Origin of the sequence: Mesorhizobium sp. M1088 (assembly GCF_040318575.1) — a bacterium.
GTDB lineage: Bacteria > Pseudomonadota > Alphaproteobacteria > Rhizobiales > Rhizobiaceae > Mesorhizobium.
Window position 1 is genome coordinate 1 of the sequence record NZ_JAMYMO010000024.1, and the last position, 22,293, is coordinate 22,293.

The window sequence follows — 22,293 nt, forward strand, 5'->3', positions numbered from 1 at the left end:
GTGCCAGAGAACCATTCCCGAGGCGGCGGGAAGAAGGCCGACGATCGCTCCGAGTCGGCCGAACTCCGCCGTTGGACGCGCGCGCGGACGCCCAATCTAGCTCTTTTTGACGGCGACCTTGTCGAGGGCTGCGCGCAGTCCTTTCGCCAGCTTCTGCGCATCGTCGTACGCCCAGAAATGCATGAAGAAGAGCCGCGGTTGCTCATCGAGCATGTGGCTATGCAACGCGGTGATCTCGATGCCGTTATCCAGCATGGCTTTGATAACCGGATTGACCTCCTTTGCTGTCAGCACAAAATCACCCGTGATCGCCGCCTTGCCGCCACCTGTCGATTGGAAGTTAATCGCTATTGCCGAGCCCATGGCCGCCGGCACTTCCATTCCATTTTCCTCGACCGGCTCAGCGCGCGAGATCGTGAACTGGTACACCGCGCCATTGGCCTTACCCTTATAACCGATGGTTTGGTCGACACCGGCCGTGTCGAACTCGATCTGTGGTGCGGCTTGCGGCTGGGCGCCGCCTCCCATCGGTGTTTTGCTCAGCGCCAATCCGGCATGAAGCGCTGTGGCGAGCGTAACCGGGTCGCCCTGGCCGAAGACGTGCATGTAGAGTGTCATCGGCTCCGCGCGCAGCAAGTGGTTGTGTACCGCAGTGATCTCGATCCCGCTTTCTTCAAGCTTCTTCATGACCGGGTTCACCTCGTCCTGCGTCAGAACGATGTCGCCCATAACCATTGCCTGATCTCCCATGGGTTCGAACGCAATCCAGCCTCCAAGCGCAAATCCGGGTTTCAGGGCCACGCCGTCGAGCGAAACCTTCAGGTCCGTTCGCGGCAGCCCGACCCGGTAGACGCCATCAGGCGTCTCGGTTCCGGATTTGCCGAGCGCCTTAGCGATTGTTTGCCAATCGGGTGCCGCCGATGCCGGTTGGAGCAGCGCCGACATCGCGATCAGCATTGCTCCGGTCACGAGTTTTGCATGCATGGGATTTCTCCTTGTGATCTGCCCCCCAATTTGTCATGCGGCTGCTGGCTTCGTGGCGGGAGGGTCGGCGCCGCGCATGATCGCGGCAATGATTACGATCGCCGGGTCGCGCTCGAGCCCATTTTTGGATCGGGCTCGCCGGCATATGGAATCCTGTCGGCCGTATCATAATCCTCATTGCACCAGCGCCCCACGACGTCGCCGACCGGAAGGTTCTTTCTCGCCCATTTTTCCAGTTCGGCAAACCGCTTCGCCACGTCGCCGTCATAGGCATCCATGCTGCCGAGACGGTAGCCGGGATATGGGCTGCTCAGATCCTCCTGCATCTTCCAGATCACGCCGCGGCCAGGGACCACAAATGCCGGGTGAATGCCGCGCGCCAGCGCAATGCCGCGCTTGCGGTATTCCGGCTTCAGATCGCCGAGACGCGCCAGGGCGAACAGCCACATCGCCAGATAGTGGAAATACTGGCCGTCGCGATCGGCCGCTTCGCCGATCCTCAGTCCGCGCCGGCGGCCGAGCACACGCTCGACATCGGCCACCAGCCGCGCGGCTTCGCCCAGCCAGCGCTCTTCGCCAGTTTCCGCATAAAGCGAGACGTAGAGCACGACCCCAAAGGCATCGGTCCAGAGATAACGCCAGCCGTTGGGCCAGATGCCTTCGGCGCGCATCCAGTCGAGTTTTTGCAGGACATAGTCGACGTCACGCAGCATCGTCACGCAGCATCGCGCCAAGCCCCGAACTGGCAGAGCCGGCCCGTGTTCGGTGTCCCGCGATTGTGAGCATGCGGCATGTCTGCCTCCGCTCCGATTGGCCTTAGCCAGATACCGCGAAACGATCTGATCGGCGGCAGGTTCCTTGGCCGCTGTCACCGGCGCGACCGGGAACCCTCGACCTGATCATGAGTTTCGGATCCAGGCGCTCACAACGGGATGCGGGGGTTACCAGTCATTTTCGGAGCCTTTCGATCGAGGAGGCAAAGTTGCGACACCGCCAAATCAGAGTTGACGGAATTACTGTCTTCTTTCGCGAGGAAGGCCCGGCCGACGCTCCCGTGCTTCTGCTGCCGCACGGCTATCCCTGTTCGTCCTATCAGTTTCGAAGGCTGATGCCCGGACTGGCTGATCGCTGGCACACGTTCGCCCCGGATTTTCCTGGCTTCGGCTACAGCGCTACGCCCGACATGGCTGCATTCGGCTACGATTTCGAGACCTATGCCGGGTTTTTGGCGGCTTTCGCGGACGCGCTCGGCCTGTCTCACTATGCGCTCTGGCTGCACGATTACGGCTCGCAGATCGGATTGCGCCACGCCATCGCCTATCCGGAGCGCGTTGCCGCGCTTATCATCCAAAACGGCGACATCTACGAAGACGTGCTCGGCCCGAAATACGCAGCCATCAAGGCGTATTGGAACGACAAGACGCCCGACAAGCATCGCCCGCTGGAAGAAGCGGTGAGCGAGGAGGGCTTCCGGCACGAGTTCATCGGTGAGGTTGGCGAGGCCGTGGCCGAGCGCGTGCCACCGGATCTGTGGAAACTCCATTGGCCTCTGATGGACACGCCGCCCCGTCGGCGGCTTGCGGTCGGCCTGATGGAGAAGCTGGAGGCGAACCTCAACTGGTTCCCGAAATACCAGGCTTATCTGCGCGAACGGCAACCACCGACACTGATCGTCTGGGGTCCCGAGGATGGCTATATGCCGGCCGCATCGGCCCGCGCCTACAAGCGCGACTTGCCGCAAGCAGAGCTCCATCTCCTCGATGGCGCCGGCCACTGGCTACTGGAAACCCATTTCGATGAGGCGCTTGCGTTGGTGCGCGACTTCCTCGCACGCGTTCACAGCCGAGCACCGACGCGACCGTCAGGTAACCAGTTGAAAGCGTGGTGATCCCGACAGGAATCGAACCTGTGACCTACAGATTAGGAATCTGCCGCTCTATCCTACTGAGCTACGGGACCACGCGGCCCGACACATAACCGCTTCGGGACGTTTCGCCAAGAGGCAGCTAGGCCGCTCGCTTGGGTTCGACCGCGAACGGGCTCAGGCCGAGCCAGGTCTGCATTTTGCGCGCGATGTCCTGGTCGCCCGTCAAGATGACTTTCGGCCCGGCCTTCTCGACGGTGATCAGCCCCATCCAGATTTCGGTCATGGTGTGCAGGTCGGTCGAGACGTAGAGATCGACATCGAAGCCCGGATCGTACCAGCAGAGGTCGACCCCGCCGTGCTTCTCGACGATCAGCCACCATGACCGCTTGGAGGCGGGGAGCTCCTGATACAGAAATTGTATCACCGTGCGCCCGTCGGGCAGCGGCGACGCGTTGAGATTGCGCCGCATGTCCCACATCAGCAGCGATGGATCGAGGTTCTTCAGCGACAGCCGCGACTCGACCCATTTCTGGCCCCAAAAACCCATCGCCTCGACGACGGAACGGAGATCCCTGCCTGCCTCGGTCATCCGGTATTCGAAGATGCCTTTCTCGCCGCGCACCTCCTTGCGCTCGACGATCCCGGCCAGCTCGAGCTCCTTGAGGCGTTGCGACAGAAGGGTCGGCGACATTTTGGGGACGCCGCGGCGCAGATCGTTGAAACGGGTCGAGCCCGCCACCAATTCGCGAAGCAGAACCATGGTCCAGCGGGTGCACAGCACCTCGGCGGCCATCGATAGCGGGCAGAACTGCTTGTATCCGGACTGGGTCATGATGTTGCCTTCCCCTCAAACTCAGCCGGGATCATAGGCCTTCCCCGGCGGCACGGCGAGTACAGAAACTGTACCGGCCCAGTGTGGTGGATTTGAAGTTCCTGCTTTCTGGGTGGCATCAGCGTTAGGAACTTCAAATCCAAAACCACACTGGAAATCCAAGCACTTGCTGGTGTGGCTTTTGAATCCGAAATTCGCTCGCTGCGTTGCTCCAAAGTGAATGCGAATTTCGGATTCGCCACACCAGTACAGATCGGGGACTGGCTGGCGCGACCCTTGCCATGCGACCCCTCTGCCGCTGCACGGGATACCCTGTGCACGACCAGGAGACATGACCCATGACCGCTTACGTTATCGCAGACATCAAGGTGAGGGACCCGAAGTGGATGCCGGCCTATGCCGCGTCGGTCCACGACCTCGTTCACAAGCACGGCGGCAGATATCTGTCGCGCAGCGGCAATGTGAAGACGCTCGAAGGCAAGCCGCTCGACACCACGCTGATTGCCTTGATGGCGTTCCCGACCGAGGCCGCGGCTCGCGCCTTCACCGACGATCCTGCCTACGCACCCTTCGTTTCGGCCCGTCAGGGCGGCAGCGACAGCCGTTTCCAGCTGATCGACAATTCCGATCTGGCCGGAACCATCCCCTATCTGCCGAAGGGATGATCGGCATTCGTCGCATCGGGACAGGGATCTCCCAGCAACAACAGCCACAGCGCCCACCTGCCGGACCTCCTTACCTCCGGCGGCCGGCCGGGCTGTGCTTTTCAAGAAGAATGGAATGACTATGACAATCAACTTTCGCAACAAGTTCCTCGCTGCCGCGGCGCTGCTGTCGGCCTGCACCGCGCTGGCGCAGGCGCATCAGGCAGCGCCCGCGCCCGGTCCCAATCCGCTGGCCGACAAGGTACGCGCGGCCAACAGCCGCTTCGAGAATGTGGCGGCGGCGACCGCTGAGGGCTATGCGCCGATCCCCTGCGCCAGCGGCATCACCGGCGGCGCCATGGGCATCCATTACGTCAATCCCGGCTACCTCAAGGACGACGCTGTCGATGTCGCCAAGCCGGAAGCGGTGATGTACGAGCCGATGGCCGACGGCACGCTAAAACTGATCGCGGTCGAATACATCACCTCGAAAGGCCCGGCCTCGCTCGACGGGCATCTGTTCAACTTCAACAGTGCGCCCAATCGCTATGGCCTCGGCCCGTTCTACGAGCTGCATGTCTGGGCCTGGAAGGGCAACCCGACCGGCGCGTTCGCCGACATGAACCCGAACGTGTCGTGCGAACCGACGACTGCTGCCAGCCAGTAAGCAGCCGAGCCAGGCGGCGCCAACGCCGCCTGGCCGCGCTGAATTGCGGGGCAGCCGGCAACGGGCGCAAAGACGGCTCAGATAACGGAACTTTCGGGATGCCGGCGCGCTTTAGTGTCCCGAAGGAGACATCGCATGAGCGCCACCAAAGAGTTCTTTCAAACGTGGCTGCAGGAGAATGTCGGCAATCTGCCGCCCGAGAGCGAGGTGAGCGTCGCCGTCCTGGCGCAGCAATTCGAGCAGGATGCCGATGCTGCCGGCTATGGCCACGAGGTTCGCGAAGACGAACTCGGCAATATCCAGGAGGCGATCGAGGCAGCCCTGACGAAGGCGAGGACAGGCGAAGAGCCGCAGGCTGCCGATGACAATGAGCTGGCGCCGGTCATGGAGGCGCTGGAGGTCGAGGATCCGAAGAGCGGACCGTAGCGGTTGCGGCTCTTCCCTTCCACGCTACATGACCGGGCATGATGGATGCCAAACACCTCACACTCGGCGTCGTGATCGGCGTGGCTATCGGCGTCGTGTTGGACAACATTGTTGCGGGCATTGGTATAGGTATTGCTCTGGGCATTGCCTTCGGCCTTGCCCGGAAGTCGTCCGGCCGGAAGTGACCAGCAGAACATGTCCTGCCCGATTTTGCCACCCAGAGGTGCGGCGGTCGCCGCACAGCCGATGCGGAAGGGCTACGCCGCCAGCGCTGTTTCCGCCAGCTTCACCCAATAGCTCATGCCGTGCGGGATGACCTCGTCGTTGAAGTCGTAGGCTGGGTTGTGCAGGCCGGCGGTATCGCCATTGCCGATGAAGATGAAGGCGCCCGGCCGCGCTTCAAGCATGTAGGAGAAATCCTCGCCGCCCATCACCGGCTGGATGGCGCGGTGCACATGGCTGTCGCCGGCGACGTCGGCCGCGATGTCGCTGGCAAAGACCGTCTCTTCCGGATGGTTGAAGGTGACGGGGTAATTGGCATTGTAATCAACCTCGATTGTCGCGCCGAAGGCAGCGCCCAGGCCTTGGCAAAGTGCGCGGATGCGCTCCTCTGCCTTCTTGGCGACTTCCTTCTTCAGCGTGCGTACGGTGCCGGCGATCTCGGCGGTCTCGGGAATGACGTTATAGGCGTCGCCGGCGTGGAATTTCGTCACCGAGACGACCACCGCCTCGACCGGATCGGTGCTGCGCGAGGCGATCGTCTGCAATGCGCCGACGAGTTGGCTGGTGATGACGATCGGATCGATGGTGCCGTGCGGCATCGCCGCGTGGCCGCCCCGGCCCTTGACGGTGATGGTGAATTCGGCGGTCGCCGCCATGATCGGGCCCGGCCTGATGGCGAACTGGCCGACCGGCAGGCCCGGCATGTTGTGCATGCCGAAAACCTTGGAGATAGCGAAGCGCTCCATCATACCGTCCTTGACCATCTCGTTGCCGCCGCCGCCGCCCTCTTCGGCCGGCTGGAAGATGACCGCGACGGAGCCTGCGAAATTGCGCGTTTCGGCGAGGTATTTGGCGGCACCCAACAGCATTGCGGTGTGGCCGTCATGACCGCAGGCGTGCATCTTGCCGGGGACGGTCGAGGCATAGGATTTGCCGGTGATCTCGTTGAGCGGCAGGGCATCCATGTCGGCGCGCAGGCCGATGGTCGAGCCTTCGCCGTGGCGGCCGCGGATGATGCCGACGACGCCGGTCTTGCCCAAACCCGTCACGATATCGTCGCAGCCGAAAGCCTTCAGCTTCTCGGTGACGAAAGCGGCGGTCTTGAAGACGTCGAAATTCAGCTCCGGCGTCTGGTGCAAATGGCGGCGCCAGCCGGCCACCTCGTCCTGCATTTCGGCGGCTCGGTTCAGGATCGGCATGATAATTCCATTTCGCTGTTGGAGCAGGCGGTCTTGGCCTGCTGCTTTGCAATTGTGCCTGCTGCCTTGCAACCATGCACGCTGCTTTGCATTGTGCTGCTGCTTCCACATTGTGATCGGCAGCACTTTGCCATGTTGACGTCACATAGAGTAAATAGCACCGCGACTGTGGTCCGGGAACAGAGGGCCGGACCATTATCCTGGCGATCGTGTAACGAAATCTTACGGAGCCAGGTGCGACTGCGGCAAGAGGCTATTTCGGTTTTCATGATGCGCTACAGGCATTTCCTCAGACTGTTGGTGGCGGGCACGGTGGTGCTTGCGTCGCTGGCCGGGCCTGCCTTGGCCAATCCGACAATCCTGTTCGACCTGAACAGCGGCAAGATCCTGCAGCACCAGGAGGCGTTCAGGCGCTGGTACCCGGCGTCGCTGACCAAGCTGATGACCGCCTATGTGGCGTTTCGGGCGATTGCCGCGGGCGAGGTCCAGCTCGATTCGCCGATCAAGGTAACGAAACATTCCGCCGGCGAGCCGCCGAGCAAGATGGGCTTCAAGCCGGGCTCGGTGATGCGGTTGGACAATGCGCTGAAGATGATGCTGGTCAAATCGGCCAACGATATCGCCATGGCGGTCGGCGAGAATATCGGCGGTTCGCAAGCGGCTTTCGCCGAACGCATGAACGCCGAAGCGCAGAGGCTCGGCATGAGCGGGTCCCATTTTGTCAATCCGAACGGGCTCTATTCGCCGGACCAGTATACGACAGCGCGCGATCTCGCTTTGCTGGTGATGGCGATTCGCAAGGAATTTCCGCAATATGCCCCCTGGTTCTCGATCGAAGGCCTTGCCGTCGGCAAGAAGGCGATCTCCAACTACAACCTGCTGATCGGCCGCTATCCGGGTGCCGACGGCATGAAGACGGGTTTCGTCTGCTCGTCCGGTTTCAACATGATCGGCTCGGCGACCCGCAACGGCCGCACCCTGGTCGCCGTGGTGCTCGGCGAACGATCGGCAGTCACCCGCGCCGAGGCGGCGGCAAAACTGCTCGACCAGGGTTTTGCAACCCCGGCGCCGAGCTGGCTGACGGTCGCGGCGCTGCCCGCCTATGGGGACACCATGTCGGCCAACGACATGAATGACGAAATCTGCAAGAAGAAGCCGGTCGAGGAGCAGTCGGAGGCCGCCCCCGCGGTCGGCGACAAGGGCAAGGACGTGCCGAAATCGCCCTATCAGGAAAAGCTCGACCATGTACCGACGCTGATCGCCGTCGGCCTCGGCGGCGCCACGGGGCCGAAGCCGAAGGCGATGCTCGACGCTTCCGGGCAGGAATATGCCGACGTGCCGCTGCCGACATGGCGGCCGGACCGGGCGCCGCCGGCCGGCGCCGAGCCAGTTGTGGCCGGATCCGCCACCGCCGCGCAGGTCCAGCAGCCGGCCAAGGCGCTGAACTAGCCGCATGGCCGGCTTCCCGATCCCCGTTTCGGTGCTCACCGGCTTTCTCGGTGCCGGCAAGACGACGCTGCTCAACCGGCTGCTCCGGGATCCGGCGCTCGCCGACACCGCCGTCATCATCAACGAGTTCGGCGAGGTGGCGATCGACCATCTCCTGGTCGAGCAGGCCTCCGACGGCATCATCCAGCTCTCCGACGGCTGTCTCTGCTGCACGGTGCGCGGCGAACTGGTCGACACGCTGGCCGATCTCGTCGACCGGCTGCAGACCGGCCGCATCGACCAGCTTGCCCGCGTCATCGTCGAAACCACCGGGCTCGCCGATCCCGCCCCCGTGCTGCAGTCGATCATGGCACACCCGGCCCTGGTCCAGGCCTTCCGACTCGACGGCGTCATCACCCTGGTCGATGCCGTCAACGGCAATGCGACGCTCGATGCGCATGTCGAGGCGGTGAAGCAGGTGGCCGTCGCCGATCGCATCGTGCTCAGCAAGGCCGACCTGACCACGGATGCAGGCGACGCCAAGGCGTTGCGGGCGCGGCTCAGGCAGCTTAACCCGGGTGCCGTGGTGCTCGACGCGGGCGAGGCAAGCACTGCGACCCTGTTCGATAGCGGCCTCTACAATCCGGCCACCAAATCCGTCGATGTGCAGCGTTGGCTCGGCGAACAAGCCGGCCACGACCATGACCACGGCGGGCATGACCACGGCGGGCATGACCATGCCGACCATGATCACCATGACCACAGGCACGATTCCCGCGTGCGTTCGTATTCGCTGGTTCATGACGGGCCGGTGCCGTTTTCGGCAATCGAGATGTTCCTCGATCTGTTGCGCTCGGCGCATGGCGAGCGCCTTTTGCGGATGAAAGGCGTCATCGAGCTTGCAGAAGACCGGTCGCGGCCGCTGGTTATCCATGGCGTGCAGAAGATCCTGCATCCGCCGGTGCAACTGCCGGCCTGGCCGGACAGCCAGCGCGGCACCAGGCTGGTGCTGATCACGCTCGACATGCCCGAAGACTATGTCCGGCGGCTGTTCGCCGCCTTCACCAACCGGCCGTCGATCGACACGCCGGATCGCGCAGCACTGGAAAGCAACCCGCTGGCTATTGCCGGATCGTGATCTCCCCCCTTGAGGGGGAGATGTCGCCGAAGGCGACAGAGGGGGTCGCCTCGGCTGGCGCGACCCCCTGTGGGACGAAAGAAAAGGTTGGCGCTTCACGCGCGGCAACCCCCTCTGGCCTGCCGGCCATCTCCCCCTCAAGGGGGGAGATTATCCCGCTCAGCCGCTTTCGCCAGAACGAGCTAAGTCGAGACTCAGCCGATCCCGCGCTCGACCAGGAAGCGGTGGCCGCCTGCCATCGTCGTCGTTTCGATCAGCCGATGGCCGCTCTCGGCGCAGAAGGCGGGAATGTCGATGACGGCGAGCGGGTCGGTGGTTTCGAGCCACAGGCGGCTGCCCGGCTGCATTGCGGCCAGGCGCTTTTTTGCCTTGAGCACGGGCAACGGGCAGTTCAAGCCTTTGAGGTCGTAGACGGCGGCGGGGCTGGTTGAGGGCCTGTCTTCCTGGCCCCCATCTTCCTGTTCAAGCATGAACCTCAGCCGCCAAACATGCCGAGCAGTTTCTTCTTCAGCCTTGTCGCCGTGCTTTCGGCGTCCGCAGCCTGCGTTTCGGCGACCGGAACGGCCTCCGCGGATGGCGCGACGGTTGCGGTCGCGACAGGCGCTTCGGCCGCCGACTTGGCAGCATCCTTTTCGGCCAATGCCTGCGCCTTGGCGGCTTCCTTCTCGGCCAGGGCTTGCGCCTTGGCTGCCGCTTTCGCTGCCTTCGCCGCTTCTATCGCGGCAAGCCGCTGTTCCTCGGCCTTCTGCTTGGCAGCCTTTTCGGCGTCGAGCGCTGCCATCTTGCGGCCCGCCGGCGAATCGATGCGGCCCATGCGCGCCGTTTCGGCCACCGTGCCGTCCGGGTTGAGCGAGGGCGGCTCGATCGGAACGCGTTCGCCGCGGGCACGCCGCTTCGACCAGTCGGAAACGATGCTGGCTTCCTTGATCCCGGCGATGGTTGGCTTGGGCGCCGGCACGCTGGCCTTTATGGCGCCGTTGAAGGCCGCCTCATAGGTGCTTTGATAGGCGTTGATGGCGCTCTTCAGCGAATCGGGCTGGGTGGTCGGAGGGCAAGGGCCGGTCGGATTGAAGGTCGAGCCGTCGGCCGCAACCTGGTTGAACACGTAGCGCTTCTCGCAGACGTCGACTTTCGGCGGCACCTTGGTGACCTCGAAATTGTCGTAGCCAACCTTCAGCATCTTCCAGAATTCGTAGTTCGGGTCGTTGCGATAGCGCGCCATGTTGGCGGCGGTCATGCGGAACGGAAAAGCCTGGATCTGAAACTCGGTCTGGCCGCCCTGGAAGGCGTCGCGGCCGAAAGCGTAGATCTGCTCGATCTGGGCGTCGGTCATCGAATAGCAGCCGGACGACGAGCAGGCGCCATGGACCATCAGGTTGGAACCGGTGCGGCCATTGGCGCGGTCATAGGCGTTCGGGTAGCCGATATTGAAGGACAGGTGGTAATTCGACCGCGGGTTCATCTGTGCCGGGCGGACCGTGTAAAAGCCTTCCGGCGCCTGGCGGTCGCCTTCGGTGAATTTCGGGCCGAGCTTGCCCGACCATTTGCAGATGTCGTAGCTGGCGACCAGGTCGTAGCGGCCGTTGGTCTTGGCCTTCCAGATTTCGAGCTTGCCTTCTTCCTTGAAGATGCGGGCCATCACCGAGGAGGTGCGGACCATGCCCTTGGCTTTCATTTCGGCCAGGACTTTGTCCGGCAGCGGCTTGTTGGCTTGCGGCGCAAAATCCTTCATCGAAGCGTCATTGCAGCCGGCGACGCCGATCGCAGCGATCAGAACTCCGGTGCGGGCAAGCTTGGCAAACATGGATATGGCTATCGTCTTCATCTCTGCGCCGCGGATGCCGCAGCTGCTAAACCGACCGCTGACGGACCTTAAGCCCGTTAACCTTGAAAATTCCTTACCGCAAGCATGCGGCGCGTCCCCTTACGTTAAGCTCACTGAGCCGAATGCAGCGGCATTTTTGTGGCGAAACTGGTTCACGCCGCCACATTTCAGGCCGCGTGCCTGCGTTGGTTACAGATTGCGGCCCATCGCCAGGTATTTCTCGCGGCGATGCTCGCGGAAGTCGGTGTTGGCGCCGGAGAATTCCTTCATCGTCCTGGCGATGAGGTCGCCGGTGGCGGCGATCACCGTTTCGGGGGCGCGATGGGCACCGCCGAGCGGCTCGGCGATGATGGCGTCGATGATCTTCAGCTCCAGCAGGTCCTGCGCCGTGATCTTCATGTTGGTCGCAGCATCCTTGGACCGCGTGGTATCGCGCCACAGAATCGAGGCGGCGCCTTCCGGCGAGATCACCGAATAGATGGCGTGTTCGAGCATGTAGACGCGGTTGGCGGTGGCGATCGCTATGGCGCCGCCCGAGCCGCCTTCGCCGATCACCACCGAGATCGACGGCACCTTCAGGCCAAGGCAGGCCGAGGTCGAGCGGGCGATGGCTTCTGCCTGGCCGCGCTCTTCGGCGTTGACGCCGGGATAGGCGCCGGCCGTGTCGACCAGCGTCAGCAGCGGGATCTGGAAGCGGTCCGCGAGTTCCATCAGCCGCACCGCCTTGCGGTAGCCCTCCGGCCGCACCGAGCCGAAATTATGCTTCAGCCGGCTTGCCGTATCGGAACCCTTCTCCTGGCCGATGATCGCCACCGGCTCGCCACGGAAGCGGGCGAAGCCGCCGACGATCGCCTGGTCCTCGCCGAAATTGCGGTCGCCGGCAAGCGGCGTGAAATCGGTAAGCAGGCCCTTGATGTAGTCGATGCAATGCGGCCTGTCCGGATGGCGCGCCACCTGCACCTTCTGCCATGGCGTCAGCGCCTTGTAGGCGTCGCGCAGCGCATCGCGCGAGCGCTTCTCGAGACGGGCGATCTCATCGCCGACGTCGACCGCCTCGCCGTTCTCGGCAAGCTTCTTCAGCTCAAGGATCTTGCCTTCGAGATCCTGCACAGGCTTTTCGAAATCGAGGTAATTGTACATTCTTGGGCGAACCGGCAAGTCGGAAGGCAATGACTGACGCAAGCCCGAAAATGCAGGCTGGGCGCGGTGGAGCGTCGTTCTCACATAGCGACATGACGCCTAGTCGGCAAGCGGATGATGATCGTTGACCAGACGCACCAGCCGCTCCTCCAGCACATGCGTGTAGATCTGCGTCGTTGAAATATCGGCATGGCCGAGCAGCTGCTGCACGGCCCTGAGATCGGCGCCGTTCTGCAAGAGATGGCTGGCGAAAGCATGGCGCAGCACATGCGGCGATATCTTCGCCGTGGCAATGCCGGCTCGCGCGCCAAGCCCCTTCAGCTCGCGGGCAAAGACCTGTCTCGAGAGATAGCCGCTGTCGGCGGCGGCCGGAAACAGGAACGGGCTGTCGGCAAGAGCCGGCACTGCCGCCCGGGCGGCAAGCCAGGCCCGCATCGCGGTGCGGGCCTTGGCCGACAGCGGCACCATGCGCTCCTTGTTGCCCTTGCCGCGCACCATGAAGAAGCGATCGTCGCGCTGCGCCACCGTCACGGGAAGGCCGACCAGCTCCGAAACGCGCAAGCCGGTCGCGTAGAGCACCTCGACCAGCGCGTGCAGGCGCAGCGCCGCCAGCCTGTCGGCGCCATGCATGGAGGCCTCCTGCGCGGCGCGGTCGAGCAGCCGGCCGGTATCGGCTTCGCTCATCGTCTTCGGCAACGGCCGGCCCTTCCTCGGGCTGTCCAGCGTGCCGGTCGGATCGTCGCCGCGCAGGCCCTCGGCATAGAGAAACTTGAAGAACTGCCGGATCGCCGACAATTTGCGCGCCTGCGAGGTGGCGGCAAAGCCGCGCGCGGCGATGTCGTCGAGATAGGCACGGATGTCGGCGCTGGTGGCAGCGGCAAGCCCACCGCCGATCCCGGCGGAAGCGTCTTCGAGGTCGCGGCGATAGGAGGAAAGCGTGTTTTCGGCGGCGCCGCGCTCGGCGCTCATCATCTCCAGGAAGGCTTCGATGCGAGCGGCGCTGTTCATTTTTTGGGATAGAGCTTTTCCGGAGGGATACGCACGCTCATTTCCGCCTTCCTCGGCTCGACGAACATGACCAGGGCGAACATCGCGCCATAGACAATGCCGGCCAGAATCGCGAGCGTCACGACAAAGCGAAACAGTGTTGGCATTAATTTTCGCCCGTCGTCTTATTCTGCATTTCCAACCCTGTGCCCTTATGAGACGCCAATCCGGCCAATTCAAGGGTGAAGCCCATAGTCCCGGTTGCGCCGCGCTTGACGCAAACAGGCTTTTGATGTCGATACGCCGCCAAAGAGGCCCTAGAAGCATGAACGCGCTACCAGCAAATCCTCCGGGCGAGAGCCATGCCGCGCTGCTCGGCCGGCTGGGCGGCCGTTCCATCGTCTTTGTCGGGCTGATGGGCGCCGGCAAGACGGCGATCGGCCGCAAGGTGGCGGCGATGCTGGCACTGCCCTTCATCGACAGCGACCAGGAGATCGAAAGCGTCTCGCGCATGAGCGTCCCGGACCTGTTCGAGCGCTATGGCGAGGCGGAGTTCCGGGCACTGGAGCAGCGCGTCATCCTGCGTGTGCTGGAGCACGGGCCGCAGGTGCTGTCGACCGGCGGCGGTGCCTTCATGAACGCGCAGACGCGCGAGGCGATCGCCAGCCATGGCGTTTCGGTTTGGCTGAAGGCCGAGATCGACCTGTTGATGGAGCGCGTTTCCAAGAAACAGAACCGGCCGCTGCTGAAAAGCGCCGATCCGCGCGCCGTGCTTGAACGGCTGATGGCGGAACGCTACCCGGTTTATGCCGCGGCCGATGTCGTCGTGCCGACCCGCGACGACCGCAAGGAGATCATTGCCGCTGAAGTGGTGGACGCGCTGCGCGGCCATCTCGGCGTTGCCGACATCGACGAGGTGCGGTCGTGAGCGCTGATGCAACGGTCACTGTCGAAGTCGGGCTTGGCGAGCGTGCCTACGATATCTTGATCGGCCCCGGCCTGCTGTCACGCGCCGGCGCCGAGATCTCGCGCCGTCTGCCGGGGACGCGGGCGGCGGTCGTCACCGACGAAAACGTCGCTAGGGCGCATCTCGCAGCGCTTGCGGCCGGCCTGGCAAGCGGTGGCATCCAACATGCCGTCATCACGCTGCCGCCAGGCGAAAAGACCAAGAGCTTTGCGCATCTCGAAGAGGTGGTCGACGGCGTGCTGGCCGCCAAGCTGGAGCGCGGCGACGTCGTCATCGCGCTCGGCGGCGGCGTCGTCGGCGACCTCGCCGGCTTTGCCGCCGGCATCGCGCGGCGCGGCATGAACTTCGTGCAGGTTCCGACCTCGCTGCTGGCGCAGGTCGATTCCTCCGTCGGCGGCAAGACCGGCATCAACAGCAAGCGCGGCAAGAACCTGGTCGGGGTATTCCACCAGCCGAAGCTGGTGCTGGCCGACACCGAAGTGCTCGACACGCTGCCGATCCGCGAGTTTCGCGCCGGCTATGCCGAACTGGCCAAATACGGGCTGATCGACCGGCCCGAGTTTTTCGCCTGGCTGGAAGAAAACTGGCGTCAAGTGTTTGCCGGCGGGCCGGAGCGGGCTGCGGCCATCGCCGAGGCCTGTCGTGCCAAGGCCGACGTCGTTGCCCGCGACGAGTTCGAGACCGGCGACCGCGCGTTGCTCAATCTCGGCCACACCTTCGGTCATGCGCTGGAGGCGGCGATCGGCTATGACGGCGCAAGGCTCGTGCATGGCGAGGGCGTCGCCATCGGCATGGCGCTGGCGCACCGCTTTTCGTCAAGGCTCAATTTGGCGAGCCCCGACGACGCGGCGCGTGTCGAGGCGCATCTTCGCGCCGTCGGTCTGCCCTGGCGGATGGCCGACATTCCAGGCGAACTGCCCGACGCCGAGACGCTGTTCTCCTTCATCACCCAGGACAAGAAGGTGTCGCGCGGCGCGCTGACCTTCATCCTGACGCGCGGCGTCGGCCAGGCCTTCATCGCCAGGGATGTGCCGGCCTCGGAAGTGCTGGCGTTCCTCCGGGAGAACCATCCGGGTCGGCAGGAAAGCCGGCCGGGATGAGCCAGGCCGGCTGGATCGCGGCTGCCGTGCTCGCCGGCCTCGGCGTGCTGGGCTTCGTCTTGCGCCGGCGCCTGCTCGCCGCCTTCGGCTACGAGCTGCAACGCATGGAGCCGCAGCGCTCTGCGCGCGAGGAACTGCGCGGCGCCGTCGACGATTTCCGCCGCGACGGCCAGGTGGTGCGCGAGGACCGCGCCCGCATCGGCGGCCTGTTCGACCTCGAGGAGCTCGAAGTGTCGGACGTCATGGTCCACCGCACCAATATGCGCTCCGTCAACGCCGACGACCCGCCCGAAGCGGTGGTGCGCGAGATCCTGCAGAGCCCGCACACCCGCATGCCGTTGTGGAAGGGTTCGCTCGACAACATTGTCGGCGTGCTGCACGCGAAGGATCTGCTGCGCGCGCTGAACGAGGTCGGCAACGATTTTTCCAGGATCGACGTGATGAAGATCGCGTCGAAACCGTGGTTCGTGCCCGACACCACGACGCTTCAGGAGCAGCTCAATGCCTTCCTGCGCCGCAAGGCGCATTTCGCCATCGTCGTCGACGAATATGGCGAGGTCGAAGGGCTGGTGACGCTGGAGGACATCATCGAGGAGATCGTCGGCGAGATCGCCGACGAGCACGACATCGACATCCAGGGCGTCAAGCAGGAGGCCGACGGCTCCGTCGTCGTCGACGGCACGGTGCCGATCCGCGACCTTAATCGGGCGCTCGACTGGAACCTGCCGGACGAGGAAGCCACCACCATCGCCGGCCTTGTCATCCACGAGGCGCAGTCGATCCCGGACGAAAAGCAGGCCTTTACGTTTCACGGCAAGCGCTTCGTCGTCATGAAGCGCGACAAGAACCGTATCGCGCGGCTGAGGATCAAGCCGGCGATGCTTGGAGAATGACAGTGCGCACCTTGTGGCAGCCGTGGGCAGTCAGGCGTTGATGAAGATCGATCGGCGAAGCCTGCTTCTGGCGTCGATGGCGGCGCTGCTGCCGGGACAGGCTGCGGCGGCATTGCGGCTGCGTTCGCCGTCGCCCGAAACCTTCGACTATGGGCCGGCCAAGCTCGACATTTATTCCCGCGACGGCGCAAGCGGCCTGCCGGTCGTCTTTTTCGTCCATGGCGGCGCCTGGCGAGTCGGCAACCGCGGCAACGTCAATGCCAAGCCGCAATTCCTGCTCGACAATGGCTTCGGCTTCGTCTCGATCGACTACCGGATGCTGCCCAAGGCCGACGTCGCCACCCAGGCGGCAGATGTCGAACTGGCCTATCGTTACGTCCGCGCCAACATCGCCAGGCATGGCGGCGATCCGGACCGGATCGTCGCCATGGGCCATTCGGCCGGCTGCCATCTCGTCGCATTGACCGGGCTGCGCGGCGGCCTGCCCGGCGTCGCAGCGCTGGTTCTCGACGACACCAGGGCCTACGATCTGGAGGCGCTGGCCAGAAGCGGCGGCATGGCAGGGGTCTATGCCCGCGCCTTTCCCGATCCGGCACAGTGGCGCGCGCTGTCGCCTGTCACCTATGTGGAAGGCCGCAAGCACCCGCCGACCTTCATCGCCCATTCGCGGGCGAAAGCCCGCGCGGCGGACGCGCAGGCCTTCGCCGGGCGTCTGCGCGCCACCGGAACCAGGGTCACGCTGTTCGACGGCAGCGCCTATTCGCACATGTCGATCAATCGCGACTTCGGCACCGAGGGCGATGCATTGACCGCCGCGGTGATGGCTTTCCTGAGGGCGAGCCTCGGCTGAAATTACCAGCGGGTCTTTTCGCCGGGCGCCGCCGGCTCGATCGCCAGGGCGTGCACGCCGGATTTCAATTCCTCGGCCAGCAATGTGTTGACGGCGCGGTGACGTTCGACGCGGCTCATGCCGGCAAAGGCTGGCGCGACGATGCGGACGCGGAAATGCGTCTCGCCGGCGCCGTCGAAGGTCGCGTGATGGCCGGAATCCACATGATGATGGCCGGCATGGAGATGGCTTTCGTTGATGACGGCCAGCCGTTCCGGCGAAAACGCCTTTTTCAGCTTGTCTTCCATCGTTGCCTGTATGGACATCGCCGCTTCCCTTCACCACATCTATGTCATCGCACAAAATTCGCAATTCGCCGGTTTTATGCCGCGATTCAGCGGTTAGGGCGATCATCGCGAAAATGTCAATTCTTGTTTCGCATGCGCGAACAGCCCATAAATGGGTGAGATGAAGCCGTACCCAAAATATTTCGAAAAGATTCGCATCCGCCCGGAGAAGGACGCGGAGTTGAAGTCGCGTTCGCCGATCTGCCAGTGGGATGGCTGCAAGGAGGCCGGTACCCACCGTGCCCCGGTCGGACGGATGAAGGAAGGCGAGTATTTCCAGTTCTGCTTCGACCATGTGCGCGAGTACAACAAAGGCTTCAATTATTTCTCGGGCGTTCCCGACACCGAGATCGCCCGCTTCCAGAAGGAAGCCATGACCGGCCACCGGCCGACCTGGAAAATGGGCGTCAACGGCGCATCGACCCGCTCCTCGCCGGACTTTGCCCAGGCGCGCTCCGGTCGCGCCGGCTACTACAATCGCATGCGCGATCCGTTCGACCTGTTCAAAGGCCCGAAGGACCCGCGCGAAGCACGCGAGCGCAAGGCCAAGCCGCTTGAGGCCAAGGCACTGGAAACGCTTGGCCTTGATACAAAGGCAACTGGCAAGGATATCAAGGCGCGCTATAAGGAACTTGTGAAACGCCACCATCCGGATGCGAATGGCGGCGACAGAGGTTCGGAAGACCGGTTCCGCGATGTGCTCCAGGCGTATCGCGTGCTCAAGCAGGCAGGTTTGTGCTGAGCGACCTTACGGTTCGTGTCGTTTTCCAACTTTCATAAGGTTGGAAAAGGCTCTAAGACCGCCCCCGAACAAAATCGATTGCCGGCGAAACGCGGCGTTTCGCTTGTGGAGACGTTGATAGAGATGAACAAGGTCGATCGCGACATCGCCAACCTGCCCGACACCACGGTGTCGGTGAAGGAGATATTCGGCTTCGACTCCAAGATGGTGGTGCCGGCCTATGCGGTGACGAGCGAGCATGTCCCCGACATCGATCCGGACTACCTGTTCGACAAGAACACGACCATGGCGATCCTCGCCGGCTTTGCCTATAACCGCCGGGTCATGGTGTCCGGTTACCACGGCACCGGCAAGTCGACGCATATCGAACAGGTCGCCGCCCGCCTCAACTGGCCTTGCGTGCGCGTCAACCTCGACAGCCATGTCAGCCGCATCGATCTCGTCGGCAAGGACGCCATCGTCGTCAAGGACGGGCTGCAGATCACCGAATTCCGCGACGGCATCCTGCCCTGGGCCTATCAGCACAATGTCGCGCTGTGCTTCGACGAGTACGATGCCGGCCGCCCGGACGTGATGTTCGTCATCCAGCGCGTGCTGGAATCGTCGGGCCGGCTGACGCTGCTCGACCAGAGCCGGGTCATCCGCCCGCACCCGGCCTTCCGGCTGTTTTCGACCGCCAACACGGTTGGGCTGGGCGACACCACCGGCCTCTATCATGGCACCCAGCAGATCAACCAGGCGCAGATGGACCGCTGGTCGATCGTCACCACGCTGAACTATTTGCCGCACGACAATGAGGTGAACATCGTGCTGGCCAAGGCCAAGCATTATCGCGACGGCAAGGGCAAGGAGATCGTCAACAAGATGGTGCGCGTCGCCGACATGACGCGCTCGGCCTTCATCAACGGCGATTTGTCGACGGTTATGAGCCCGCGCACGGTTATCACCTGGGCCGAGAATGCCGAGATCTTCGGCGATATCGGCATGGCGTTCCGGCTGACCTTCCTCAACAAATGCGACGAGCTCGAACGCTCGCTGGTGGCCGAGTTCTACCAACGCGCCTTTGGCGAGGATCTGCCGGAATCGGCTGCCAATGTGGTGCTGGGCTAAGCAGAGTCTCGATGGCGGGTCCGGGCGACAATACGCGAAACAAATCCAAGACCGGCGCTGAGAACGACAGCTTCAAGCGCGCGGTTACCGTCTGCATGCGCGCCATCGCCGGCGACAAGGATCTCGAGGTCGGCTTCGCCAAGGATCGGCCGGCACTGGCCGGCAGCCGCGCCCGGCTACCGGAACTGCCGAAGAAGGCATCGAAGGCGGACATCGCCATCACCCGCGGGCTCGGCGATTCCATGGCGCTGAAGCGCGCCTGCCACGATGCGCGCATCCACACCAGGCTGGCCCCGGAAGGCAAACAGGCCCGCGCCATCTATGACGCGGTAGAGCAGGCCCGGGTGGAGGCGATCGGCAGCCGCGCCATGCAGGGCGTCGCCGACAATATCGGCTCGATGCTGGAGGACAAATACGCCAGGGCCAACCTCGTCGACGTCAAGGACAAGGCCGACGCGCCGATCGAGGAAGCGCTGGCGCTGATGGTGCGCGAAAAGCTGACCGGCCGCACTGTGCCGAAGAGCGGCGAACGGCTGGTCGATCTCTGGCGCCCCTGGGTCGAGGAAAAGGCCAGTGCCGATCTCGACGGGCTGTCGGCAAAGCTCGACGACCAGCAGGCGTTCGCCCGCGTCGTGCGCGAGATGCTCGCCTCCATGGAAATGGCCGAGGAGCTCGGCGACGACCAGGAGACGGAAGACTCCGAGGACAACGACGAAAACCAGCCGCAAGGCGAGGAGCAGAGCGAGGAGGGCGGCGAAGACGATTCCGGCTCCGAGCAGTCGCAGTCCGAGGATACAGAGGCATCGTCGGACGACGAGCAATCGGCCGAGACGGAAGCCTCCGACGCCACCGCCGAGGATCTCTCCGACGATGACGACGCCGATGCGGAGACGCCCGGCGAGGCGCGCCGCAACGACAATCCCTTCACCAATCTGCCGAAAGAGATCGACTACAAGGTCTTCACGACCGCCTTCGACGAGACCGTAGGTGCGGAGGAACTGTGCGAGGAGGAGGAGCTCGACCGGCTGCGCGCCTTCCTCGACAAGCAGCTCGCCAACCTTTCCGGCGTCGTCGGGCGGCTGGCCAACCGGCTGCAGCGCCGTCTGATGGCGCAGCAGAACCGCTCCTGGGATTTCGATCTCGAAGAGGGCTATCTCGATCCGGCACGGCTGGTGCGCGTCGTCATCGACCCGATGCAGCCTTTGTCCTTCAAGCAGGAGCGCGATACCAAATTCCGCGACACGGTGGTGTCGCTGGTGCTCGATAATTCGGGTTCGATGCGCGGCCGGCCGATCACCGTCGCCGCGACCTGCGCCGACATCCTGGCGCGCACGCTGGAACGCTGCGGCGTCTCGGTCGAAATCCTCGGCTTCACCACCCGCGCCTGGAAGGGCGGACAGGCGCGCGAGAAATGGCTGAAGGAAGGCAAACCGCCGAACCCCGGCCGGCTCAACGATCTGCGCCACATCATCTACAAATCCGCCGACCATCCGTGGCGGCGGGCGCGCCGCAACCTCGGCCTGATGATGCGCGAGGGCCTGCTCAAGGAAAACATCGACGGCGAGGCGCTGCTGTGGGCGCACAACCGGCTGATCGCGCGGCCGGAGCAGCGCAAGATCCTGATGATGATCTCGGACGGCGCGCCGGTCGATGATTCGACGCTGTCGGTCAATCCGGGCAATTATCTCGAGCGGCATCTGCGGGCCATCATCGAGCTCATCGAGACGCGCTCGCCGGTCGAGCTTTTGGCCATCGGCATCGGCCACGACGTCACCCGCTACTATCGCCGCGCCGTCACCATCGTCGATGCCGAAGAACTGGCCGGCGCCATGACCGAGCAGCTGGCCTCGCTGTTCGCCGAGGAAACCGTGCGCGACACGCGGCGCGGCGGCATGCGGCGCGCCGGATGATTTTTTCCCGCGGCGGCTTTTGGCAGAAGCTTTTGGCCGCCATTGCGTTGTTGGGCGTCAGTTTGGCGCCGGCTGTCGCTGCCGGGCCGGCCTCGGTCGAGCCGGCCGAAATCTCGGCACGGCCGATCAGCGAATTCCACATCGGCCGGCCGGACAAACAGTTCGGGCCGCTCGAATTCATCGGCGGGCTCGAAATGACCTCGTCGACGCGCGATTTCGGCGCGCTGTCGGCACTTCGGTTCCTCGAGCCCGGCAGCGATTTCATCGGCGTCGCCGACACCGGCTTCTGGTTCTTCGGCACCCTCGTCCACGATGCCGAGAAGCGGCCTTCCGGCATCCAGAATTTTCGCATGCAGCAGATGGTCGATGCGGCCGGTCAGCCGATCGACGAGAAATGGGCGGTCGATGCCGAAGGCCTCGCGGTCAAGGACGGCATTGCCACGGTCGGTTTCGAGGGCGATCACCGTATCGCAGAGTTCAAGATCGATCCGGACGGCATGAAGGCGCCGTTCAGGCAATTGGGCTTCCTGATTCCAGCCTGGGAACTTCGCCGCAATCGCGGCTTTGAGACCGTCACCCGCGCCAACCCCAACGGGCAGCACGCGGGCGGACTGGTCGTGGTGTCGGAAAAGAGCCTCGACAAGGCCGGCAACATCTTTGCCGCGATCATCGAAGGGCCGCACAAGGGCGTCTTCACCGTCAAGCGCAATGGCGATTTCGACATCACCGACGGCGCCTTCCTGCCGGACGGCGACCTGTTGCTTCTGGAGCGCAGTTTTTCGATGGCCGGCGGCGTCAAGATGCGGCTGCGGCGCATCTATGGCGAAGGCGTCGAGAAGGGCGCCGTCGCCGACGGGCCGGTGCTGCTCGAAGCCGACATGGGCTACCAGATCGACAACATGGAAGCGCTCGACGTCTGGACCCGCGACGATGGCGCGCTGATCGTGTCGCTGATGTCCGACGACAACCACTCGATCCTGCAGCGCAATCTTTACCTGGAATTTGTGCTGCACGAGGATTGACGCGCGACCGGCCT

25 protein-coding genes and 1 tRNA gene are annotated in these 22,293 nt (G+C 63.9%); 15 read left to right on the forward strand and 11 right to left on the reverse strand.

What is annotated here, in order from left to right; all coding sequences use genetic code 11:
* Positions 1 to 96 precede the first annotated feature (96 nt).
* Both NKH49_RS22895 and NKH49_RS22900 read right to left on the reverse strand, forming a co-directional pair.
* Positions 97 to 984: a DUF1259 domain-containing protein gene (locus NKH49_RS22895; RefSeq protein WP_352471465.1), complete on the reverse strand. Its 888-nt coding sequence runs from the start codon at positions 982 to 984 to the stop codon at positions 97 to 99.
* 92 nt (positions 985 to 1,076) lie between these two features.
* The gene (locus NKH49_RS22900; RefSeq protein WP_352616135.1) at positions 1,077 to 1,703 is read right to left on the reverse strand and encodes a hypothetical protein; all 627 of its coding nucleotides are present in this window, start codon (positions 1,701 to 1,703) and stop codon (positions 1,077 to 1,079) included.
* A gap of 263 nt (positions 1,704 to 1,966) precedes the next feature.
* Between NKH49_RS22900 and NKH49_RS22905 the strand changes: the two genes are divergently transcribed.
* Positions 1,967 to 2,872: an alpha/beta fold hydrolase gene (locus NKH49_RS22905; RefSeq protein WP_352471462.1), complete on the forward strand. Its 906-nt coding sequence runs from the start codon at positions 1,967 to 1,969 to the stop codon at positions 2,870 to 2,872.
* On the opposite strand, the gene NKH49_RS22910 is transcribed toward NKH49_RS22905, so the two are convergent.
* Positions 2,867 to 2,943, reverse strand: a tRNA-Arg gene (locus NKH49_RS22910). The genes NKH49_RS22905 and NKH49_RS22910 overlap by 6 nt on opposite strands.
* A 47-nt stretch (positions 2,944 to 2,990) precedes the next feature.
* Positions 2,991 to 3,683, reverse strand: a complete 693-nt coding sequence (locus NKH49_RS22915) for a winged helix-turn-helix transcriptional regulator (protein WP_352616124.1) — start codon at positions 3,681 to 3,683, stop codon at positions 2,991 to 2,993.
* A 338-nt stretch (positions 3,684 to 4,021) separates the two neighbouring features.
* On the opposite strand from NKH49_RS22915, the gene NKH49_RS22920 reads away from it, so the two are divergent.
* The 4 genes from NKH49_RS22920 (at position 4,022) to NKH49_RS22935 (ending at position 5,605) form a co-directional block, all read left to right on the forward strand.
* Positions 4,022 to 4,348 carry a DUF1330 domain-containing protein gene (locus NKH49_RS22920; RefSeq protein ID WP_023677873.1) on the forward strand — a complete coding sequence of 109 codons (327 nt, stop codon included), beginning with the start codon at positions 4,022 to 4,024 and terminating at the stop codon, positions 4,346 to 4,348.
* A 121-nt stretch (positions 4,349 to 4,469) separates the two neighbouring features.
* Positions 4,470 to 4,994, forward strand: a complete 525-nt coding sequence (locus NKH49_RS22925) for a hypothetical protein (RefSeq protein ID WP_502907922.1) — start codon at positions 4,470 to 4,472, stop codon at positions 4,992 to 4,994.
* Positions 4,995 to 5,129: 135 nt separating this feature from the next.
* Positions 5,130 to 5,420, forward strand: coding sequence for a hypothetical protein (locus tag NKH49_RS22930; protein ID WP_352616118.1), 291 nt, complete (start codon positions 5,130 to 5,132; stop codon positions 5,418 to 5,420).
* A gap of 38 nt (positions 5,421 to 5,458) precedes the next feature.
* The gene (locus tag NKH49_RS22935) at positions 5,459 to 5,605 is read left to right on the forward strand and encodes a glycine zipper domain-containing protein (protein WP_023677876.1); all 147 of its coding nucleotides are present in this window, start codon (positions 5,459 to 5,461) and stop codon (positions 5,603 to 5,605) included.
* 72 nt (positions 5,606 to 5,677) lie between these two features.
* Here the strand turns inward: NKH49_RS22935 and NKH49_RS22940 are convergent, their stop codons facing one another.
* The gene (locus tag NKH49_RS22940; RefSeq protein WP_352616115.1) at positions 5,678 to 6,841 is read right to left on the reverse strand and encodes a M20 aminoacylase family protein; all 1,164 of its coding nucleotides are present in this window, start codon (positions 6,839 to 6,841) and stop codon (positions 5,678 to 5,680) included.
* A gap of 270 nt (positions 6,842 to 7,111) precedes the next feature.
* Here NKH49_RS22940 and NKH49_RS22945 point away from each other — a divergent pair, with 270 nt between their 5' ends.
* Together NKH49_RS22945 and NKH49_RS22950 are read left to right on the forward strand one after the other, a co-directional pair.
* Positions 7,112 to 8,290 (forward strand): D-alanyl-D-alanine carboxypeptidase family protein, encoded by a 1,179-nt coding sequence (locus tag NKH49_RS22945; protein WP_352928020.1) that lies wholly within the window; start codon positions 7,112 to 7,114, stop codon positions 8,288 to 8,290.
* 4 nt (positions 8,291 to 8,294) lie between these two features.
* Positions 8,295 to 9,407, forward strand: a complete 1,113-nt coding sequence (locus NKH49_RS22950; RefSeq protein WP_352927990.1) for a CobW family GTP-binding protein — start codon at positions 8,295 to 8,297, stop codon at positions 9,405 to 9,407.
* 194 nt (positions 9,408 to 9,601) lie between these two features.
* Here NKH49_RS22950 and NKH49_RS22955 read toward each other — a convergent pair whose 3' ends face one another.
* The 5 genes from NKH49_RS22955 to NKH49_RS22975 all read right to left on the reverse strand — a co-directional run bounded on the left by NKH49_RS22955 (position 9,602) and on the right by NKH49_RS22975 (position 13,526).
* Entirely contained in the window at positions 9,602 to 9,877 is a 276-nt protein-coding gene (locus tag NKH49_RS22955; protein WP_352616109.1) for a sulfurtransferase TusA family protein, read from the reverse strand.
* A 5-nt stretch (positions 9,878 to 9,882) separates the two neighbouring features.
* On the reverse strand, positions 9,883 to 11,211 hold the full coding sequence (locus NKH49_RS22960; RefSeq protein WP_352616130.1) for a L,D-transpeptidase family protein: 1,329 nt from the start codon (positions 11,209 to 11,211) through the stop codon (positions 9,883 to 9,885).
* A 210-nt stretch (positions 11,212 to 11,421) separates the two neighbouring features.
* The gene (locus tag NKH49_RS22965; protein ID WP_352471457.1) at positions 11,422 to 12,372 is read right to left on the reverse strand and encodes an acetyl-CoA carboxylase carboxyltransferase subunit alpha; all 951 of its coding nucleotides are present in this window, start codon (positions 12,370 to 12,372) and stop codon (positions 11,422 to 11,424) included.
* A gap of 99 nt (positions 12,373 to 12,471) precedes the next feature.
* Entirely contained in the window at positions 12,472 to 13,380 is a 909-nt protein-coding gene (locus tag NKH49_RS22970; protein ID WP_352616107.1) for a site-specific tyrosine recombinase XerD, read from the reverse strand.
* On the reverse strand, positions 13,377 to 13,526 hold the full coding sequence (locus NKH49_RS22975; protein WP_352616104.1) for a histidine kinase: 150 nt from the start codon (positions 13,524 to 13,526) through the stop codon (positions 13,377 to 13,379). The genes NKH49_RS22970 and NKH49_RS22975 overlap by 4 nt, the downstream gene beginning before the upstream one ends.
* Before the next feature lie 158 nt (positions 13,527 to 13,684).
* Here NKH49_RS22975 and NKH49_RS22980 point away from each other — a divergent pair, with 158 nt between their 5' ends.
* Genes NKH49_RS22980 through NKH49_RS22995 form a run of 4 tightly spaced genes read left to right on the forward strand, consistent with a single transcriptional unit; the run spans position 13,685 to position 17,169 of the window.
* A complete protein-coding gene (locus tag NKH49_RS22980) occupies positions 13,685 to 14,287 on the forward strand; it encodes a shikimate kinase (RefSeq protein ID WP_352616101.1) in 603 nt (200 codons plus the stop codon).
* On the forward strand, positions 14,284 to 15,426 hold the full coding sequence (gene aroB / locus NKH49_RS22985) for a 3-dehydroquinate synthase (RefSeq protein WP_352616099.1): 1,143 nt from the start codon (positions 14,284 to 14,286) through the stop codon (positions 15,424 to 15,426). Before NKH49_RS22980 ends, aroB begins: the two co-directional genes overlap by 4 nt.
* Entirely contained in the window at positions 15,423 to 16,319 is an 897-nt protein-coding gene (locus tag NKH49_RS22990; RefSeq protein ID WP_352471453.1) for an HlyC/CorC family transporter, read from the forward strand. The genes aroB and NKH49_RS22990 overlap by 4 nt, the downstream gene beginning before the upstream one ends.
* Positions 16,320 to 16,359: 40 nt before the next feature.
* Positions 16,360 to 17,169 carry an alpha/beta hydrolase gene (locus NKH49_RS22995; protein WP_352616095.1) on the forward strand — a complete coding sequence of 270 codons (810 nt, stop codon included), beginning with the start codon at positions 16,360 to 16,362 and terminating at the stop codon, positions 17,167 to 17,169.
* Positions 17,170 to 17,171: 2 nt separating this feature from the next.
* Here the strand turns inward: NKH49_RS22995 and NKH49_RS23000 are convergent, their stop codons facing one another.
* Positions 17,172 to 17,474 (reverse strand): BolA family protein, encoded by a 303-nt coding sequence (locus tag NKH49_RS23000; RefSeq protein ID WP_352616092.1) that lies wholly within the window; start codon positions 17,472 to 17,474, stop codon positions 17,172 to 17,174.
* 133 nt (positions 17,475 to 17,607) lie between these two features.
* Between NKH49_RS23000 and NKH49_RS23005 the strand changes: the two genes are divergently transcribed.
* The 4 genes from NKH49_RS23005 (at position 17,608) to NKH49_RS23020 (ending at position 22,279) form a co-directional block, all read left to right on the forward strand.
* The gene (locus tag NKH49_RS23005) at positions 17,608 to 18,237 is read left to right on the forward strand and encodes a J domain-containing protein (protein ID WP_036238769.1); all 630 of its coding nucleotides are present in this window, start codon (positions 17,608 to 17,610) and stop codon (positions 18,235 to 18,237) included.
* A 123-nt stretch (positions 18,238 to 18,360) separates the two neighbouring features.
* Positions 18,361 to 19,347, forward strand: a complete 987-nt coding sequence (gene cobS, locus NKH49_RS23010) for a cobaltochelatase subunit CobS (protein ID WP_352616089.1) — start codon at positions 18,361 to 18,363, stop codon at positions 19,345 to 19,347.
* An 11-nt stretch (positions 19,348 to 19,358) separates the two neighbouring features.
* Positions 19,359 to 21,257 carry a cobaltochelatase subunit CobT gene (cobT, locus tag NKH49_RS23015; protein ID WP_352451202.1) on the forward strand — a complete coding sequence of 633 codons (1,899 nt, stop codon included), beginning with the start codon at positions 19,359 to 19,361 and terminating at the stop codon, positions 21,255 to 21,257.
* Positions 21,254 to 22,279: an esterase-like activity of phytase family protein gene (locus NKH49_RS23020; protein WP_352616086.1), complete on the forward strand. Its 1,026-nt coding sequence runs from the start codon at positions 21,254 to 21,256 to the stop codon at positions 22,277 to 22,279. The genes cobT and NKH49_RS23020 overlap by 4 nt, the downstream gene beginning before the upstream one ends.
* Positions 22,280 to 22,293 lie beyond the last annotated feature (14 nt).